This window comes from Paraburkholderia sp. UYCP14C, assembly GCF_004197395.1.
Classification (GTDB): domain Bacteria; phylum Pseudomonadota; class Gammaproteobacteria; order Burkholderiales; family Burkholderiaceae; genus Paraburkholderia.
In genome coordinates this window covers 1-16874 of sequence record NZ_SELS01000009.1, presented here as the reverse complement: position 1 = coordinate 16874, position 16874 = coordinate 1, and the positions used below count along the sequence as shown (strand labels likewise).

19 protein-coding genes are annotated in these 16874 nt (G+C 64.5%); 10 read left to right on the top strand and 9 right to left on the bottom strand.

The genetic code is table 11. The features are described 5' to 3' along the window. Positions 1-580: 580 nt before the first annotated feature. From fnr to EVC45_RS10575, 4 genes are all read right to left on the bottom strand, one after another. Positions 581-1375 (bottom strand): fumarate/nitrate reduction transcriptional regulator Fnr, encoded by a 795-nt coding sequence (gene fnr, locus EVC45_RS10590; RefSeq protein WP_129957946.1) that lies wholly within the window; start codon positions 1373-1375, stop codon positions 581-583. 425 nt (positions 1376-1800) lie between these two features. Further along, on the bottom strand, positions 1801-2448 hold the full coding sequence (locus EVC45_RS10585; protein ID WP_129957945.1) for a response regulator transcription factor: 648 nt from the start codon (positions 2446-2448) through the stop codon (positions 1801-1803). 358 nt (positions 2449-2806) lie between these two features. Beyond that, complete coding sequence (locus EVC45_RS10580; RefSeq protein WP_129957944.1) at positions 2807-3310, bottom strand: universal stress protein; 504 nt, start codon at positions 3308-3310, stop codon at positions 2807-2809. 23 nt (positions 3311-3333) lie between these two features. Continuing rightward, complete coding sequence (locus EVC45_RS10575) at positions 3334-4173, bottom strand: universal stress protein (protein ID WP_129957943.1); 840 nt, start codon at positions 4171-4173, stop codon at positions 3334-3336. A 45-nt stretch (positions 4174-4218) separates the two neighbouring features. Between EVC45_RS10575 and EVC45_RS10570 the strand changes: the two genes are divergently transcribed. Continuing rightward, on the top strand, positions 4219-4482 hold the full coding sequence (locus tag EVC45_RS10570) for a hypothetical protein (RefSeq protein WP_129957942.1): 264 nt from the start codon (positions 4219-4221) through the stop codon (positions 4480-4482). A 77-nt stretch (positions 4483-4559) separates the two neighbouring features. Here the strand turns inward: EVC45_RS10570 and EVC45_RS10565 are convergent, their stop codons facing one another. The 4 genes from EVC45_RS10565 to acs all read right to left on the bottom strand — a co-directional run bounded on the left by EVC45_RS10565 (position 4560) and on the right by acs (position 8514). Beyond that, on the bottom strand, positions 4560-5054 hold the full coding sequence (locus EVC45_RS10565; RefSeq protein WP_248295082.1) for a hypothetical protein: 495 nt from the start codon (positions 5052-5054) through the stop codon (positions 4560-4562). 247 nt (positions 5055-5301) lie between these two features. After that, positions 5302-5637 carry a c-type cytochrome gene (locus tag EVC45_RS10560; protein WP_168991441.1) on the bottom strand — a complete coding sequence of 112 codons (336 nt, stop codon included), beginning with the start codon at positions 5635-5637 and terminating at the stop codon, positions 5302-5304. 173 nt (positions 5638-5810) lie between these two features. Further along, a complete protein-coding gene (locus EVC45_RS10555) occupies positions 5811-6422 on the bottom strand; it encodes an acetate uptake transporter family protein (RefSeq protein ID WP_129957941.1) in 612 nt (203 codons plus the stop codon). A gap of 115 nt (positions 6423-6537) precedes the next feature. Then, complete coding sequence (gene acs, locus EVC45_RS10550) at positions 6538-8514, bottom strand: acetate--CoA ligase (protein WP_129957940.1); 1977 nt, start codon at positions 8512-8514, stop codon at positions 6538-6540. Positions 8515-8891: 377 nt separating this feature from the next. Between acs and EVC45_RS10545 the strand changes: the two genes are divergently transcribed. The 8 genes from EVC45_RS10545 to EVC45_RS10510 all read left to right on the top strand — a co-directional run bounded on the left by EVC45_RS10545 (position 8892) and on the right by EVC45_RS10510 (position 14847). Then, positions 8892-9134, top strand: a complete 243-nt coding sequence (locus EVC45_RS10545) for a hypothetical protein (protein ID WP_129957939.1) — start codon at positions 8892-8894, stop codon at positions 9132-9134. Between the two features lie 255 nt (positions 9135-9389). After that, positions 9390-9704, top strand: a complete 315-nt coding sequence (locus EVC45_RS10540) for a hypothetical protein (protein WP_129957938.1) — start codon at positions 9390-9392, stop codon at positions 9702-9704. An 82-nt stretch (positions 9705-9786) separates the two neighbouring features. Beyond that, positions 9787-9978: a DUF2964 family protein gene (locus tag EVC45_RS10535; protein ID WP_129957937.1), complete on the top strand. Its 192-nt coding sequence runs from the start codon at positions 9787-9789 to the stop codon at positions 9976-9978. Positions 9979-10018: 40 nt separating this feature from the next. Beyond that, entirely contained in the window at positions 10019-11155 is a 1137-nt protein-coding gene (locus EVC45_RS10530) for an ABC transporter permease (RefSeq protein WP_129957936.1), read from the top strand. Between the two features lie 2 nt (positions 11156-11157). After that, a complete protein-coding gene (locus EVC45_RS10525; protein ID WP_129957935.1) occupies positions 11158-11856 on the top strand; it encodes an ABC transporter ATP-binding protein in 699 nt (232 codons plus the stop codon). A gap of 47 nt (positions 11857-11903) precedes the next feature. Then, positions 11904-12938, top strand: a complete 1035-nt coding sequence (locus tag EVC45_RS10520; RefSeq protein WP_373683012.1) for an HlyD family secretion protein — start codon at positions 11904-11906, stop codon at positions 12936-12938. Further along, entirely contained in the window at positions 12916-14415 is a 1500-nt protein-coding gene (locus EVC45_RS10515; protein WP_129957933.1) for an efflux transporter outer membrane subunit, read from the top strand. The genes EVC45_RS10520 and EVC45_RS10515 overlap by 23 nt, the downstream gene beginning before the upstream one ends. Before the next feature lie 156 nt (positions 14416-14571). Further along, positions 14572-14847: a DUF1488 domain-containing protein gene (locus EVC45_RS10510; protein ID WP_129958102.1), complete on the top strand. Its 276-nt coding sequence runs from the start codon at positions 14572-14574 to the stop codon at positions 14845-14847. Here EVC45_RS10510 and EVC45_RS10505 read toward each other — a convergent pair. After that, entirely contained in the window at positions 14831-15124 is a 294-nt protein-coding gene (locus tag EVC45_RS10505) for a hypothetical protein (RefSeq protein ID WP_129957932.1), read from the bottom strand. The two genes, EVC45_RS10510 and EVC45_RS10505, sit on opposite strands and share 17 nt — an antisense overlap. A 127-nt stretch (positions 15125-15251) precedes the next feature. On the opposite strand from EVC45_RS10505, the gene ftsH reads away from it, so the two are divergent. After that, a partial coding sequence (gene ftsH, locus EVC45_RS10500; RefSeq protein WP_248295095.1) for an ATP-dependent zinc metalloprotease FtsH occupies positions 15252-16874 on the top strand: 1623 nt, incomplete at its 3' end.

The window sequence follows — 16874 nt, the reverse complement described above, 5'->3', positions numbered from 1 at the left end:
AGCGCGCTGTTCCAGGATGTATCGGGGATTTACCGGCCTGCGCGATCGGTTTGCATCAGCTGGCAAAGCTCGCTCGCAAAGCGCTGCAGCGACGTGACCGAGCCCGCCACGCTTTGATACCTCTCGCGGCCGATTTGCGCGTCGAGCATGACTAGCATCCCTGCGTTGCGCGCGATGGAAAGGAGGCACTCGACATCGGCGAATGGCTGGTCAGGTTGCTCTAGCCGGTGTACGGCAACGTCGCGAAGTCCTTCGTTGTGGTTCGCGCAGTACGTTGCAGCGGTAGAGGTAGCGCATGACATATCAGTTCTCCTGTCGGATCGCGGGCACCGTCTCGCCTTGGGTGTCACGCGATCTTCATCAAGGTCGGTCGCATATCTTTAGTATTGGCTGTCCCGCACATAAGGCCAATAGGTGCAGGCGGAACTGGAACCAGGAATTTCCGCAAGGTCGTCGGACTACTCCTACAGCTTCATCCGCAGGCCGCGCACGCTTGAGACAGGTCAATGTTCAGAATGTCTCTCAAGTAATCGGCAACTGTCGAACGCGCCGGCTCGCCACAGCGCATCGGGAGCGGCGCTCAGATCCGGGCCAGTTTCTCCGCGTCTTCGATGCGGATGGTTTTGCCGTTCGCGTGCACGAGGTGCTCGCGGTGAAACTTCGAAAACATCCGGCTCACCGTTTCGAGCTTCATCCCCAGATAGCAGCCGATTTCCTCGCGCGTCATGCGCAGATGGAATTCGGAGCCCGAAAAGCCACGCACCTTGAAGCGCTTCGACAGATTCAACAGAAACGTTGCGAGGCGCTGTTCGGCGCTCATCGTGCCGAGCAGCATCATCTGGCTCGATTCGCGAGCGATTTCGCTGCTCATCTTCCGATAAATATGATGTTGCATCGGCTTCATCTCGCGGCAGACCGCCTCGAGTTGCGCGAACGGAATGATGCACACGACACTGTCCTCAAGGGCGATCGCGTCGCAATTCTGCTTGCCGGCGCAGACGCCATCGAGACCGAGCGTGTCACCGGCAATCTGGAATCCAGTCACGTGCTCGCGGCCGTCGCGATGCATGACCGCGGTCTTGAACGATCCTGCGCGTACGGCATAGATGCTCTGAAAGGTGTCGCCCGCGCGATACAGCGTGTCCCCGCGTTTGATCGGGCGCGTCGTGCAGATCATCGTGTCGAGTCTGGCGAGCTCGCTGGCGCTCAGCTCGGGCGGCATACAGACCGAACGCATCGAGCAGGTGGAGCAGTGCGGTGTGCCGTGCCGCGCCGCGCTGCTGGCCGACACAGCGCGTATCGGCGTCACGGTCGCGGTGCGTGGCGCCTGGTCGGGCGTCAGGTTGCGGGGTTCACAGGCGGCAGAAGCTTGCATGATCGTCTCCGGAGACTACGCAGAATGCGCACGGCGCACATACGCAATTGGTTCGGTGGTGCACGCAGGTGAGTTCGATCTCCGATGTCTGGTCGAAGGGAAGTACCCGGCTGCGGCTTCGCACGCACGGCAAAACGCCGTGGCGCGATGGCTCGTCAGTTCGATGCCGACGATGGACGATTGTTCGCACGAAAGCGCCTTGAACGAGATTCGACTTGCTGGCAAAACGCGAGTCCCGCACGACGGTATCAGAGAAGGAATTCGAGGCGGTGGCTGACGCGGCGGTGTCCATGTCAACCAGTATTGGCCACCGAATCGCAAAAATGTATCAGCGGTGCTTGAAGCGAGCCCAGGAGTTCAGGAAAACGTTGTCGGAATATTCCTGGCGACAGGTGGTCGCGTGCCGAGGGCAGGAGAGGGAGGTGCTACAGGTCGGTTTCGTCGTCGAACAGCTTGTGGTGGATCGCGTAGCGAACGAGCCCGTTCTCGTTCGGCATCTGCATTTTTTCGAGGATGCGCGTCTTGTGCGTGCTGATCGTCTTCACGCTGACGGATAGTTCGTTGGCGATCTCGGTGATGCTCTGGCCTTCGACGAGGCGCCGGAACACGTCGAATTCGCGATCGGACAAGCGCTGGTGCGGCAGCGCGTCGACGGGCTCGTTCAGGTTCTGCGCAAAGCGTTCGGCCATCGCGAGGCTCACATAGACGCCTCCTGACGCGACTTTCGTCACCGCGCCGACCAGTTCCGCGCTCGCACTTTCCTTGGTCAGATAGCCGGACGCACCCGCCTTGAACGCGCGCACCGCGTATTGCTGCTCGGCGTGCATCGTCAGCACGAGAATCCGCAGGTCGGGTTTTTCGTCCTTGATCTGCTTGATCAACTCGATGCCATTGCGTCCCGGCATCGACAGATCGAGCACGAGGACGTGCGCATGCGTCGCGCGGATCAGTGCGATCGTCGAGGCGCTGTCGCACGCTTCGCCGGCCACATCGAAGCCGCTTGCTTGCTGCAGAATATGGCGCAACCCGTCGCGCACGAGCGTGTGGTCGTCGGCCAGCAACACCTTGGTCATGGGGCGATCTCTTTCTGTTGCATCGATTGCAAGCAAAACGTAACCACCATTGCCTTCGACTGTCTGCCGATTGGCGTCAAGACCATTATCCGCTATCCGCAGCGAGCAGTACGGACCATTTGTGCGCAGCGTCAGTTCAAGCGTGCTCGTCTTCGCGCGGCGTTATTCAGCGGTTCCTTAACGTTGTGGACCGGCGAGATCGCGCCGTGCCGTGAATAGTCTGCATCGAGCGCGTCGCTGGGGCGTTCTCGCCAAGCGTCGGCACGCGCCCGCGTGCGGGATCACGAGCGCGGACGCCCCGCGCCGAGCACGACCTCGCCAACGAACTGCCGCTCGACGTAGGTCGCGGGAACGTAGCTCATGTCAGCGCCTTTTCGGCCGGGGACGCGACTGACTGCCCGGCGGGATCGACGCCGGCATGGGCCGGAATCATCAGGACCGGGCAGCGGGCGCTGCGCAGCACGCGCTCGGCGACGCTGCCGAGCATGACGCGTCGGAAGCCTCGGCGGCCGTGCGTGCCCATGACGATGACATCGGCGTGCCATTCGAGCGCCGCCGCGACGATGAGCTTCGCGACGTCTTCGCCGGGGATCGAGGCTTCCATCGTGCGTGGCGTGCCCTTGACGCTGCGCGCGGCCAGCCGGCTCTGCGCGTCGGCCACGATCCGCTTGCCTTCTTCGACGAAAGCGTCCCGAATCACGCACGGATCGAAGCCGGGCGCGTCGTACGCGATGACGGGCATATCGACCACGTACAGCGGCATCAGTTCGGCGCCGGACTCGGCGGCGAGAATCAATGCGGCATCGAAGGCACGGGAGGCAGTATCGCTGCCGTCGAGCGCGACGAGTATGCGGTGAAACATGGCGATCTCCTTGGAGGCTGCGTTCAGTGCGAGAACAGGACCGGAACGGTCATCGACTGGAGCATCGCGCGCGTCGCGCCGCCCAGTATCACTTCGTGCAGACGTGAATGCGCATACGCACCCATTACGATCAGGTCGCACTCGAGATTCGACGCCTGCGACAGTAGTGCGTCTCCCACTGGCGTGTCGGCTTCGACGCTCAGTTCGCGTACGTCGACCTTCACGCCGTGACGCGCCATGGTCAGCGCGATGTCGGCGCCCGCAATCCGGTCGCGCGGCGGTTGATCGGTACGAGAGTGGACAGTCAGCAGCGACACCTTCGCGGCATGCGCCAGGAACGGTAGCGCGTCGTGGATCGCGCGGGTGGCTTCCCGGCTGCCGTCCCACGCGACCAGCACGTGCCGGCTCGGCGGCGCGACGCTACCTGCCGACGGCACCAGCAATACCGGCCGCCCCGCCGACAGCACGACGTGCTCGACGAACTGTTCCGCGATGAACGCCTCGGGGTCGGTCGGGTCGGTCTGGCCGAGCACGATCAGATCGGCCAGACGTGCATACGGCGGCACGACGTCGTTTGCGTAGCCGTCTATGGCGATCCATTGACCTTCGACCTTTGCACGCGCGAGTTCGGCATGAAAGAGCCGCTCGAGCGAACCGGCCTTTTCGTGGCGCTGGCGCTCGTGTTCCACGTAGTACTCGGCGGTGCCGGCCATGACGAAGAATTCGTGGCGCGGCGGCACATAGGTCGAAAACAGACCGGTCAGATGCGCGTGAAACCGGTGTGCAAGCTGCAACGCGATCTCGAGGCGCGGACGTGCTCGGACACTCGTGTCGAGGTGAACCAGAATGCTTTTGTAGCTCATCGAAAGCTCCATGACAGACGGTGTGGAAACGGGCGTGGACCCGTGGTGACATCGAGTCTATGGGCCGGGCCGGCGCGACTGTTGACGCAGATCAAGCGCGAAACCGCGTGGCCGCATTCGTTCGGCTGCATGTATCTCGGAGCGTTGAAAGAGCAGACGGATGAGGACCACGCGCTGAATCAGCTGAAAGCGATGTGCCGCGGCAGGTACGACACCGATGGCGGAGCGGGCGCGTTGTATTCGACCTGCGCGGAGGCGATCGTCGCGATCGAGGATGAGTTTCGCGCGTTTGTGAGCGTGGCGAAATGACGAAATTCACCGCCACGGGGGCGTTACGGGGGCGTTAGATAGATCCGCTATCCGCGCGCCCGGGGTCTGGGGCTAATCTATTTCGCCACTGCCGAACATCGGGACGGCGATGGTGACTCGCTTTCCAGCTTTCGGGGCATTTCCGCGTCGCCGACCGGTTCCAGCCCCAACGCGCCCCAGCCGAGCGGCGCGAAGACCCGGCCGCCCGCGAGTTCTACCAGCTCGACGAATCGTTCGAGCGAGACGCCGGCGACGATACGCACCGGCGCATTGCCGATGTAATTCTGCGTTCGCAGCCACGGCGCGTCGCCACGATTGATCTCGTTGACGCTCAGCGCGCGTGCGTCGTCGCCCGTATCCGGCGTCAGCAGAGGACCGTCGAATGCGACGGTAAGGATCTGCTGAGCCGCATCTGCGTACGGCGGACCGGCGTGCTGCTCGTACGGCGTGCGCTCCCAGCCGTCACCCCATTGCTGATCGAGCGGCAGGCGCGTGAAATAGGCCCACGGTGAACGCACGAAGCACAGCTCGTACGCATTGCGCACGCCATCCAGATTGGCAACAAGCGTCATCCCGATAGCCTCCTCGATCGCGACGGACTGCTTCGGTCCTCCGCGATTTCACAATCCCTCTGCAGTGCGCCCATTGGCGCGGTTCGAGCCCAACTGGACCTTCCCGCGACCCTTCCCGCGTGTCCTTGCCGAGCCACAGAGCGAATGCGTCGAGATGAACGTCAAACGCGCGACAACCGGGCGCAACGTAATCGGCCGAACCGGGTCGTCGCCGCAATCTTGTGTCGGTGGCGGGCTCGACGAGTCCTCATTGACTCAGTACCCATTGCACAAGCGTGTGCGCGTCCTGCGGCGACAGCGGGCCGCCGCGCTCGGCCGCCGGCGGCATCGGCATATCGCCCCAGTGGGCTTTGCCGCCCAGCCGCAGCTTCTGCTCGAGCATCGACTGCGCATCGGGCACGTTGCGATAGCGCTCGGCGATCTGCAGGAACGACGGCGCGAGAAACGGTGCGTCGCGCGTATGGCAAAACATGCAGTGTTGCTGATCGACCAGCGCGCTCGGCTCTGATTGGCCATAGGCGATACCGAACGTCAGCGCAGACGCCGCGCATACGAGCAGACAGTTGCGAATTCGCACAATCACGGCAGGTACTCCCGCAGCAGGACTAACTTCAGTGTATGGGCGCCGCAACGGTTCTTGTTGACCTCGGTCAAATGAACTGCGGCGCGGGGCGGCCGGAAGCGGGCCCGAAGACTAGCGCGACGCGCACGCCGTCTGCCTCGATCCCGAGCGAAACGGCGAATGTACGCAATCAATCAGTCTGCATACCGCGTCACCACCGCGGCACTGACCGATTCCATCTCGACGAGCGCGGGTTTGGCGCCGACCGGCAGCAAGGTGTGGCCCAGCGACTCGTTGATGATTTCCGCCGCGGACAGATAGAACGCGAGCAGCGCGGTCAGCAGGCCGCCATATCCGCCCGCGTGCTTCAGCGTCGCCGAACCGGTCCATTCGGCGGCCGCGAGCAGAAGGAAGGTCGCCCACAGCGCGAGGAAGACGCACTGCAGCGCCCGCGACGAGCGGAACGTCGCGATCCACATGTAGAACGTGAAGACGCCCCACAGCAGCAGATACCAGCCGATGAACGCGGCCGGCACCTGCTCGTGCAAAAACAGCGCGAACAGCGCGAACGACCACCAGAACGCGCCGTAGCTCAGAAACGCGGTGGCGCCGAACGTGTTGCCTCGCGGAATCTCCATCAGTCCGGCGACGATCTGCGTGCTGCCGCCGAACGCGAACGCGACGGCCAGCACGAGTCCGAGCGAGCCGGCGCCGAACCAGCCTGCGTTGATCATGCTGAGGAGCCACGTGGTCAGCGCGAAGGCGGCGAGGCCGAGCGATGCGGGGTTGGGGGCGGTGGGTTTCATGGTGGAAGTCTCCTGAGTGAATCAAGCGTCGGCGCGGCCCGGTCGAGAATCGCGATGACCGGGTCGGCCTTGAAATCTTCGAAGCACGAAGCGAATCCGAGGACGCAAAGCGCGCTCAAGCGTGATGCCCGAACTGCTGCAACACCGCGGGGTTTTCGACGGTGGACATGTCCTGCGCAACCGTTTCCCCTTTCGCGACCGAGCGCAGCAGACGCCGCACGACCTTGCCGGAGCGCGTCTTCGGCATGCTGTCGCCGAAGCGGATTTCCTTCGGCTTGGCGATCGGACCGATTTCCTTGCCGACCCATGCGCGCAACTGCTCGGCGATCTTCTTCGCTTCGGCGCTTTCCGGGCGCGGACCCTTGAGCACGACGAACGCCACGATCGCTTCGCCGATCGTCTCGTCGGGCCGGCCGACGACCGCGGCTTCCGCGACGAGCGGATGCGCGGCGAGCGCCGATTCGATCTCCATCGTGCCCATGCGGTGGCCGGACACGTTCAGCACGTCGTCGATGCGGCCGGTGATCGTGAAGTAGCCGGTCTGCGGATCGCGGATCGCGCCGTCGCCCGCGAGATACAGACGACCGCCCAGCTCCGCGGGGTAATAGCCGTTGATAAACCGCTGCGGATTGCCCCAGATCGTGCGCAGCATCGACGGCCACGGCTCCTTGATCACCAGCAGCCCGCCCTGGCCGTTCGGCACCTCGCAGCCGGTCTCGTCGACGATCGCGGCTTCGATGCCCGGAAGCGGCAACGTGCACGAACCGGCGACGAGCGGTGTCGCGCCCGGCAGCGGCGTGATCATGTGACCTCCCGTTTCGGTTTGCCAGAACGTGTCGAGCACCGGACAGCGCCCGCCGCCGACTTCGCGCGCAAACCATTCCCACGCGCTCGGATTGATCGGCTCGCCGACGGTGCCGAGCAAACGCAGCGAGCCGAGGTCGAAGCGGCGCGGGTGCACGCTGGCGTTGGTCTCGGCGGCCTTGATCAGCGAGCGGATCGCGGTGGGCGCCGTATAGAAGATGCTGACCTTGTGCCGCGCGATCATTTCCCAGAACCGTCCCGCGTCGGGCCACGTGGGCACGCCCTCGAAAATCACCTGGGTCGCGCCGACCGCGGTCGGACCGTAGCAGATGTAGCTATGACCCGTGATCCAGCCGATGTCGGCGGTGCACCAGTACACGTCGTCGGCACGGATGTCGAAGCTCCACTTCATCGTGACGGCGGCCCACAGCAGATAGCCCGCCGTGCTGTGCTGCACGCCCTTCGGCGTGCCGGTCGACCCGGACGTGTACAGAACGAACAGCGGGTGCTCGGCACCGACCCATTCGGGCTCGCAAGTGTCGGGCTGGGCCGCTTCGAGCACATGCAGCCAGCAGTCGCGCGGCTCGTCCCACAGGATCGAGCCGCCCGTGCGCCGATACACGATCACGGTATGGATGCCGTCGGTGCCGGCCATTTTCAGCGCTTCGTCGACGACGGATTTCAACGGCAGATTCTTGCCGCCGCGCATCTGCTCGTCGGCGGTGATGACCGCGACGGCGCCGACATCGACCATCCGTTCGTGCAGCGACTTCGCCGAGAAACCGCCGAACACGACCGAATGCAGCGCGCCGATGCGCGCGCAGGCCTGCATCGCGACGACGCCTTCGATCGACATCGGCAGATAGATCATCACGCGCTCGCCGCACCGAATGCCGCGCGCGCGCAACGCATTCGCGAGGCGGCACACGCGGGCATGCAGTCGCCGGTAGGTGATGGTGCTCACGCTGCCGTCGTCGGCCTCGAAAATGATCGCGGTCTTCTCGGCATTGCCGTTATGCAGATGGCGATCGAGGCAGTTGTACGACGCGTTCAGCAGACCGTCGTCGAACCATTTGAAGAACGGTGCCTCCGAGTCGTCGAGCACCTTCGTGAAAGGCCGGTGCCAGCTCAGATGCTCGCGCGCGAGCCGTGCCCAGAAGCCGGTGCGGTCGCTGCGCGCTTCGTTCACGAGCGCTTCGTAGGCGGCCATGCCGTCGATGGCGGCGCCTTCCAGACGTGGCGGGGTGGCCGTTTCCGGCGCTTGAGGGTTGATGGCGGCAGTGGACATAGTCTCCTCGCTGGCTTGCATAAGTAATATGGAACGGGCACACCGCGACTGGCCGACCCACGACGATCGGCAGTGCGGCTGCGCGCATGAATCGGACGGCGCTTGGGATGTCGCAACCAGTGTGTGGCACGCGGCACGGGGCACGATTGACTCAGATCAACTGCGGGTGGGTGACGCGCGCTGGAACCTCAGCCGGGGAGTACTGAGAGCGTCGTCCGATTGCTCAACGTGGGTCGGCCGATTCCTACGAGCGGCGTCGGCGGACTACCCGGGATTCCGCCGACGCTGATTTCGATACCGCAGTCTGTTGCCGATAATGGATTTGACGGCACGCCGCAGCGCAAGGCGCCAAGATCCGCAATATTGAGGAGACGGCAATGAACGACACCATCATCCCTCTGCGAGCACTGGTTGAAAAATGGCTCGCGCCGACCAGCGCGACACCCGCGCATGTGGTGCGCACCGGCCGTATGGCGATCACTCGGGCGCGTTATGTCTGGCTCGAAGGCGCGATTTGCTCGCGGCCCCTGACGATCGTCTTTTTCCGGCACGGCAATGGTTCGTGGGGCGTATTTCCGCCGGTTGAACAGGTGCCGTCGATGAGCGCGCGGCTTCTTTAACTGCTGACCCGTATCGAGGGATCTGGTCAAGCATCGGCCAGCCTTTCATTAGACGGTGGCACCACGGGCTGCAGGAACGACGCGAATGCCCGCTCGATCACGCGCGCAAACAATTGACTTGATTCTCGCCTTGCGTCGCGGTTGACTCAGGTCAATGACTCCGCTTCACGTAGGAACACGATAAGCCTGTGGTGAACGGCGGCGAGCGCAGAGGTTGCCACGGGGTTCGGTCAATATTCGGAGCGGGGGCAGAGGATGGGCATCGGCATGCAGATTGTCTATCTCGGCTTCCCAGGCGCGGCGCAGCTCGAAGCGGAAGCGGCGGCGCAACTGTTGCGCCTCGCGCGGTTCGGCGCGCTCGTGTCGAACTGCCATCTGGCGATCGAGGTGTTGCGCCCAAATCGCACCGGCCCGCACTACGACGTGCGGCTCGATCTGATCACGCCCGCGCACGAATTCAGGCCGATCGCTCATTGCGCCGGCGACAACGCCGAGGCGGCGATTCGCGGCGCGTTCGATCTCGCGGAACAGGAACTCGAGACGATCGCAGCGCGAGCGCGCACCCACTGAGTCAAGCCGCAAAGGGGTAACGATCGAAGATGGCAGCGAGGCTCGAAACGACGCGCATGCGCAAAGCCGGGTGGGGGACATTATGGTGCGTGACACGTATCAGATCGTGCTGTCGGTCATCGGGGTTTTAGCCGCCCTTGGTGCACTTGCGTGGGCGTTGGACGGGCTGATTTTCGATGATGTCTTCGCGTTTCGATGTGGCGTCGTGATCGTGATGGCATCGATCACCATGGTCGTCGCGCTACTGAACAGCCAGTCGGGCGGCAATTCGTGAAGGTACTTTTCGGCGCTTTCAAGCGAAAGGAACGGCGCATATGAAGGGAATCCTGCGTCTCGCGTTCAAGCTGCTCGTCAACGACAGCGCGAAGTTCACGGCCCTGCTCGTAGGCATAACATTCGCGGTGTTTCTGATGATCGAGATGACCTCTCTGTTTGCGGGCATTCTGAACAAGTCCTCGTCGACCGTGATCAACGTGGGCGCGAAGGTGTGGGTGATGGACCCGGCCGTGCAGACGATCGCGAGCAGCATCGGCATGCCGGACTATGTGCTCGACGCGGTGCGCAGCATCGACGGCGTCAAATATGCAGTGCCGCTCTATTCGGGCGCGGCGCTGGTGCGCCTGCGCGACGGCACGTACCAGGCGGTCACGGTCATCGGCATCGACGACGCGAGCCTGTTCGGCTGGCCGAAGATGAAGGCCGGCCGGATCGAAGACATCTACGCGGAGAACGGCTTCATCGCGATCGACGACGCCGAGTTCGTGAAGCTGCACAATCCGCGGCTCGGTACCGATTTCGAGCTCAACGATCACCGCGGCGTCGTCGTGGGGATCGCGACGGTGGCGAGCAGCGGCCTGTTCGGCACGCCGACGCTCTACACGACCTACACCCGGGCGGTCGAATATATCCCGACGACGCGTTACACCACCTCATACATTCTCGTCGAGCCGAAAACCGACGCGGATGTCGCGCACATCAAGCAAGTCGTCGCTTCGCTAGGGTATGTCGCCTTTACGAAAAAGGAGTTCATGCAGCGCATCTCACGCTTCTACAAATACGAAACGAGCCTCGGCACCAACATCCTGCTGATGACGGTGATCAGCTTTATCGTCGGTCTGTCGATCTCGGGGCAGACGTTCTACACGTTCATCCTGGAGAACCTCGAGAAGTTCGGCGCGCTCAAGGCGATCGGCGCGAAAGGCCACGAGCTCGTCGCGATGATCCTGTTTCAGGCTACTTTCACCGCACTGACGGGCTACGGGCTTGGCGTGGGACTGTGCGCGGCGTCGATTACGCTCGCGCGGCTGCGCATTCCGAGCTACGCGGCGCTGATCACGTCCAGCAATCTCGCGCTCGCGTTCGCGATGGTCGTCGTGATCGCCGCGTCTTCGAGCTATCTCGGCGTGCGTCGCGTGCTGCGCATCGAGCCGTTCGATATTTTCCGGGGCTAGCGATGAGCGCGGTCGCGATCGACGCAAGCGGCCTGAACAAGTCGTTCGGCGAAGGCGACGCGCGCACGCAAGCGCTGTCCGATGTCGCGATGCAGGCTTATTTCGGCGAGATGCTGCTGATCGTCGGGCCTTCGGGCAGCGGCAAGACCACGCTGCTGAGCGTCATATCGGGCATCCTGCGGCCCGACTCGGGCACCGTATCGATCGACGGCGTCGATCTGTGGCATCAGCACGACGACGCGATCGCCGATTTCAGGCTCAAGCGCATCGGTTTCGTGTTCCAGGACTATCACCTGTTTCCGCGTTTGACCACCGCGGAAAACGTCGCGATTCCGCTGATCCTCAAGCGCCGCGACTGGGACGAATCGATCGCCGAGGCGCTGACGTGGCTCGACGTGGTGGGTCTGAAGAGCCGGGCCGCCTTGCCACCGGTGAAGCTCTCCGGCGGCGAGCAGCAGCGCGTCGCGATCGCGCGCGCCATCGTCAGCCAGCCCGACATTCTGATCCTCGATGAGCCCACTGCCTCGCTCGATGGCGACACAGGCCGTTCGGTGATCGAGTTCGTCAAGCACAAGGTGCTCAACGCGCATCGCTGCATCGTCATCGTGACGCATGACAGCCGCATCTTCGAGTACGCGGATCGCGTGATGCACATGGAAGACGGCAAGCTGAAGACGATCGACGCGGGAGGCGGGAAGTGAAACATAGACTGCTTTTCGTGCTCGCGTTCGCCGGCTTTCTGGCGGGCATGGCGGCGGCGTGGGTCTACGGTATCCAGCAGCCGCCCCAGCCGCCCGTGTACGATCCGGCGTCGAATCCTTATGCGCATGGCGTCTACGCAACCGGTATCGTCGAGAGCGACCAGCCCGCCGGCTCGAACATCAACGTTTATCCCGACGTCTCGGGGGCGGTTACGCAAGTCTTCGTGCACGACGGCGACAGGGTGAGCCGCGGCCAGCCGCTGCTGACGATCGATGACGCCGTGCAGGCGGCCACCGCCGCGCAACTGGCCGCACAAGCCGACGCCGCGCAGTCGCTGCTCGACGAACTGCGCGCGCAACCGCGGCCCGAGACGCTGAATGTCGCGAGTGCGCAGGTGGTCGCGGCGAACGCGAGCCTCAAGATGGCGCAGGATCAGTTCGACAAACAGAAGCACGCGTACGAGATCGACCCGAAGGCCGTGAGCCGCGACACGCTCGACAATGCAGCCAACGGCGTTGCGGTCGCACGCGCGAATCTGGACGTGGTGACACGGCAGTACGCGCTCACGCGCGCCGGCGCATGGTCGTTCGACGTGCGCAATCAGGAGCGCCAGGTCGAAGCGCTGCGCAAGGCGGCCGAGGCGGCGGACGCGCAACTCGGCCGCTACACGCTGCGCGCACCGAGCGATGGCATGGTGCTGTCGGTGAATACCGCGCTCGGCGCCTATCTGTCGCCCCAGGGTGTGTACGACACGTATGCGCAGGGCAGCGAGCCGCCGCTCGTGCTCGGCACGCCCTCGGATCAGCTCGCCGTTCGCTGCTACGTCGACGAGATCCTGATCAATCATTTGCCGGATCTGCGCGGCACCAAGGCGACGATGTTCATTCGCGGCACCACGGTGCAGGCCGAGCTGCGCTTTATGCGCGTGCAGCCCTATGTGACACCGAAAATCCAGTTGACCGATCAGCGCACGGAACGTGTCGATGTCCGTGTGCTGCCGGTGCTGTTTCGCGTCGTGCCGCAGGCGGGCACGCGTCTCTATCCGGGGCAGATCGTCGATGTCTATATCGCTGCGAAATAACCGGCGTCTGGGCTGCGCATGCCGGCGCATCTTGCGCAGGGCGCGCTTGCCTCGCTACGCCGCGCTCGCGCCGTGCGCCGTGCTCGTCGCGTCGTGCGTGGTCGGCCCGGATTTCTCGCGACCGCCTGCGCCGTCTGTCGACCGGTACGAGAAGACCGGGCAGCAGAGCTTCGCGGCGCCGGGCGGCACACAGACGCTGTCGCCGGAAGTTGGCGTGCGCGACGACTGGTGGACCTCGTTCGGCAGCCCAGCGATCGACACCGCCGTCGATCAGACCTTGACCGGCAACGCGACCCTCGCGGGCGGCGAGGCGGCTCTGCGGCGCAGCGATGACCTGTTGCGGGCGGGCGCGGGCATCTTCTATCCGCAGATCGACGCCCAGGCCGATGCGACACGCCAGCGCTTCTCGCCGTTGCGCAACGGCGTCCAGGCACCACCGACCGTTTTCAATCTGCTCACGTTGTCGGCCACGATCAGCTATACCCTGGACATCTGGGGCGGCGAGCGCAGGGAAGTCGAGTCGCTCGCCGCGCAAACCGATTCTCAGCGTTACGCGCTCGCCGCAACCTACCTGACGCTAGCCGCCAACGTCGTCAACACGATGATCGCGCGAGCTGCGTACAGCGACGAGATCGACGCGACGCAGGAGATGATCGGGCTCGTGCGCGAGCAGATCGGGATCACCCAGGCACAGGTCACGGCTGGCGCGAGCGCATGGTCGGCCGTGTTGTCGTTGCAGAACCAGATGGCCACGCTGGAGGCATCGGTGCCGGGACTCGAACAGAAGCGCGCCGAGAGCGAACATCTGCTCGCGTTGCTGGCGGGCATGGTTCCGGCGCAGTGGAGTGCGCCGGCGCTGTCGTTGCAGGACATCAGGCTGCCGGGACTGTTGCCGCAAACGCTGCCGTCCTCGCTCGTTAGACGTCGGCCCGACATCCTGCAGGCGGAAGCGGTATTGCATGCGGCGAGCGCGAACATCGGCGTGGCAACGGCGGCGCTGTTTCCGCAGATCACGTTGTCGGCGTCGGGTGCTCTCGACAGCATGGTGTTTCACGAGCTCGGCAACCCGGTCGGGCAGGTCTGGAGCCTCGGGGCGGGGCTGACGGCGCCGGTGTTTCATGGCGGCGCACTGTGGTTTCAGCGCAAGGCCGCGATTGCCGGGTACGAGGAGTCGCAGGCCGCTTATCGCGAAGTGGTGCTGGCGGCGTTCTCCCAGGTCGCCGACACGCTGCGCGCGCTCGAACACGACGCTCAGATAGTCGAGGCGCAGTCTCGCGCGGTGCAGTCGGCGGCCGAGGCGCTGCGACTGCTGAAGGTGTCGTATCTCGCGGGCACCGCCGGCTATCTGGAGATTCTGATCGCGGATGGTCAGTACCATCAGGCCCGCATCGCCTGGCTGCAGGCGAGTGCGCAGCGCCTGCAGGACACGGTCGCACTGTATGCGGCGCTCGGCGGCGGCATTGTTCCGCAATCCTGAGCGCCGTGTCGTTTTGCGATGTTGTCACCGGCACCGGCCGCGTTGACGTGGATCAAATCCGCCATGCATCGCGTGGCTAAGCTGGGAAGATCGCGCGGCGGCCGATGCATCGAGGATCCGCCGATGCGGAATTTCATGCCTGAAGAGGTCATCGCCATGCAGATTTCCTTTCCACCGAGCCCTCCCGAGTATTGCGCCCGCGATCTGGTGCTGGGGTTTCCGGCACTCGTCGATGACCAGTCGGTGCAGTGCGCAATCACGGCCGAAGCGCTCGAAGATCATTTCGGCGCGCGCTCCCTGCGCGAAGAAGATCTGGCCGATGCGTTCACTGCGCATCGTTTCGAGATCGAACTGGCCGCACAGCGCATGCTCAACGAGGTCGGTGCCAAACCCGTGCTGCTGCACAGCGGTTTCTTCAGGTTCTGCACGTAACGAGCGAGGCAGCGGCGACGCGTTCCATGCGTGGCCGCCATTCCGGGCGCGAGGCGCCGCGGTCCGCGTCGTAGGTGCGATCCGTCGCCGGCCGCACGATCATGCAGCCGATCGTGAGCAACAGCGACGCGACGGAGATCGCGAGCCGCTCCGCGATGCGCGCATGATCGCCGTGCCCGGCGACGATCGTTGTCGGTTCATGGAAGTCGCACACTGGCAGGCAGGGAGGGGACGATGAAACCGGATCGCGCTGCACGGCGCGTAAGCGTGAAGCCATCAGATGGCGAACGACTGTCCTGCCGCCCCGATGACGTCACGAGGGAGCAACGCTGATGCCGATGCCGTTTCCCTCGCGTCAGCGCCGCAAGCCCTCGCCATGGCTCGACTTCACGAGCGCCGCGGTGATGCTGTTCGTCGGCATCGTGTTCGCGCTGCGGTTGCTGGTGTCGCACGCGCCGACCATCGATGTCGCCTATAGCGACTTCCTGCAGCTGGTCGCCGCGAGGCAGGTGCAGGACCTCGTCGTGACCCCGACGCGCATCACCGGCACGCTGAGGATGCCCGGCGCCGCCGCGTGGTTGCCGGCGTCTGCCGTTGCCGGAACCAGGAAGGCAAGCGGTGGCCCGTCGGACTTCTCCACCGTGCGCGTCGCGGACGACGGGCTCGCGCAGACGCTGGCTGCCGCCGACATCCGCTATACGGGGGGCGAAGACAGCGCGTGGCCGGCTTTGCTTCTGTCATGGGGTGCTCCGCTGCTGCTGCTGTTGATGCTCTGGCATTTCATGTCCGGGCGCGTCGGCGGCATCCAGGAATATACGAAGATCGGCCGGGGCAACCCGCATGTGTTGATGCAGGAGGACACCGGCATCAGCTTCGACGACATCGCCGGGATCGACGAAGCGAAAGCCGAACTCCGGCAGATTGTTGCCTTCCTGCGCGACGCTGATCGCTATCGCAAGCTCGGCGGCAAGATACCGAAAGGGGTGCTGATCGTCGGCGCGCCCGGCACCGGCAAGACGCTGCTCGCGAAAGCCGTCGCCGGGGAAGCGGGCGTGCCGTTCTACTCGGTGAGCGGCGCGGCGTTCGTCGAAATGTTCGTCGGCGTGGGCGCGGCGCGCGTGCGCGATCTGTTCGAACAGGCGCAGGCCGAGGCGCCGTGCATCGTCTTCATCGACGAGCTCGATGCACTCGGCAAGGTGCGCGGAGCGGGCCTGACATCGGGCAACGACGAACGCGAGCAGACGCTCAACCAGTTGCTGATCGAAATGGACGGGTTCCGCTCCAACTCGGGCGTGATCATCATGGCGGCGACCAACCGTCCGGAGACGCTCGATCCGGCGCTGCTGCGCCCCGGGCGCTTCGACCGGCACATCGCGATCGACCGGCCCGATCTGAACGGCAGACGGCAGATCCTCGCGGTCCATACGCGGCACGTGACGCTGGCGCCGCAGGTCGACCTGGGCGAGATCGCGTCGCGCACCCCGGGCTTCGTCGGAGCCGATCTCGCGAATGTCGTCAACGAAGCCGCGTTGCATGCCGCCGAGGCCGACAAGGAGAGCGTCGACATGTCGGACTTCGACGAGGCGATCGACCGCGCAACGGCCGGCATGGAGCGCAAGAGCCGCGTAATGAACGCGCAGGAAAAGCTGACGATCGCCTGGCACGAAGCGGGGCACGCGCTCGTCGCATACAACCGCAAGCACAGCGATCCCGTGAAGAAAGTGTCGATCATCCCGCGTGGTGTGGCGGCGCTCGGCTACACGCAACAGGTGCCGACCGAAGACCGTTACCTGCTGCGGCAAAGCGAACTGCTCGACAGGCTCGACGTGCTGCTCGGGGGGCGCGTGGCCGAAGAAATCGTGTTCGGCGATGTCTCGACGGGAGCGGAGAACGACCTCGAACGGGCGACGGCGATGGCGCGCCATATGGTGGCGCGCTACGGCATGAGCGAGCGCATCGGTCTCGCGACGCTCGGCGAGCCGGCCGACCCGATGGGCTTGCCGGGCTTCGAGCCCTGGCGCGGCGCG

Coding starts and splice junctions, on each gene's coding strand:
- EVC45_RS10580 (WP_129957944.1), bottom strand. CDS start 3,310: ATGTTTCACCGCATACTCGTCGCGCTCGACGGCAGCGATACTGCCTCC.
- EVC45_RS10510 (WP_129958102.1), top strand. CDS start 14,572: ATGCAGATTTCCTTTCCACCGAGCCCTCCCGAGTATTGCGCCCGCGAT.
- EVC45_RS10535 (WP_129957937.1), top strand. CDS start 9,787: ATGGTGCGTGACACGTATCAGATCGTGCTGTCGGTCATCGGGGTTTTA.
- EVC45_RS10540 (WP_129957938.1), top strand. CDS start 9,390: ATGGGCATCGGCATGCAGATTGTCTATCTCGGCTTCCCAGGCGCGGCG.
- EVC45_RS10575 (WP_129957943.1), bottom strand. CDS start 4,173: ATGAGCTACAAAAGCATTCTGGTTCACCTCGACACGAGTGTCCGAGCA.
- EVC45_RS10515 (WP_129957933.1), top strand. CDS start 12,916: ATGTCTATATCGCTGCGAAATAACCGGCGTCTGGGCTGCGCATGCCGG.
- EVC45_RS10545 (WP_129957939.1), top strand. CDS start 8,892: ATGAACGACACCATCATCCCTCTGCGAGCACTGGTTGAAAAATGGCTC.
- EVC45_RS10565 (WP_248295082.1), bottom strand. CDS start 5,054: ATGACGCTTGTTGCCAATCTGGATGGCGTGCGCAATGCGTACGAGCTG.
- EVC45_RS10585 (WP_129957945.1), bottom strand. CDS start 2,448: ATGACCAAGGTGTTGCTGGCCGACGACCACACGCTCGTGCGCGACGGG.
- EVC45_RS10555 (WP_129957941.1), bottom strand. CDS start 6,422: ATGAAACCCACCGCCCCCAACCCCGCATCGCTCGGCCTCGCCGCCTTC.
- fnr (WP_129957946.1), bottom strand. CDS start 1,375: ATGCAAGCTTCTGCCGCCTGTGAACCCCGCAACCTGACGCCCGACCAG.
- EVC45_RS10525 (WP_129957935.1), top strand. CDS start 11,158: ATGAGCGCGGTCGCGATCGACGCAAGCGGCCTGAACAAGTCGTTCGGC.
- EVC45_RS10505 (WP_129957932.1), bottom strand. CDS start 15,124: ATGGCTTCACGCTTACGCGCCGTGCAGCGCGATCCGGTTTCATCGTCC.
- EVC45_RS10520 (WP_373683012.1), top strand. CDS start 11,904: ATGGCGGCGGCGTGGGTCTACGGTATCCAGCAGCCGCCCCAGCCGCCC.
- acs (WP_129957940.1), bottom strand. CDS start 8,514: ATGTCCACTGCCGCCATCAACCCTCAAGCGCCGGAAACGGCCACCCCG.
- EVC45_RS10530 (WP_129957936.1), top strand. CDS start 10,019: ATGAAGGGAATCCTGCGTCTCGCGTTCAAGCTGCTCGTCAACGACAGC.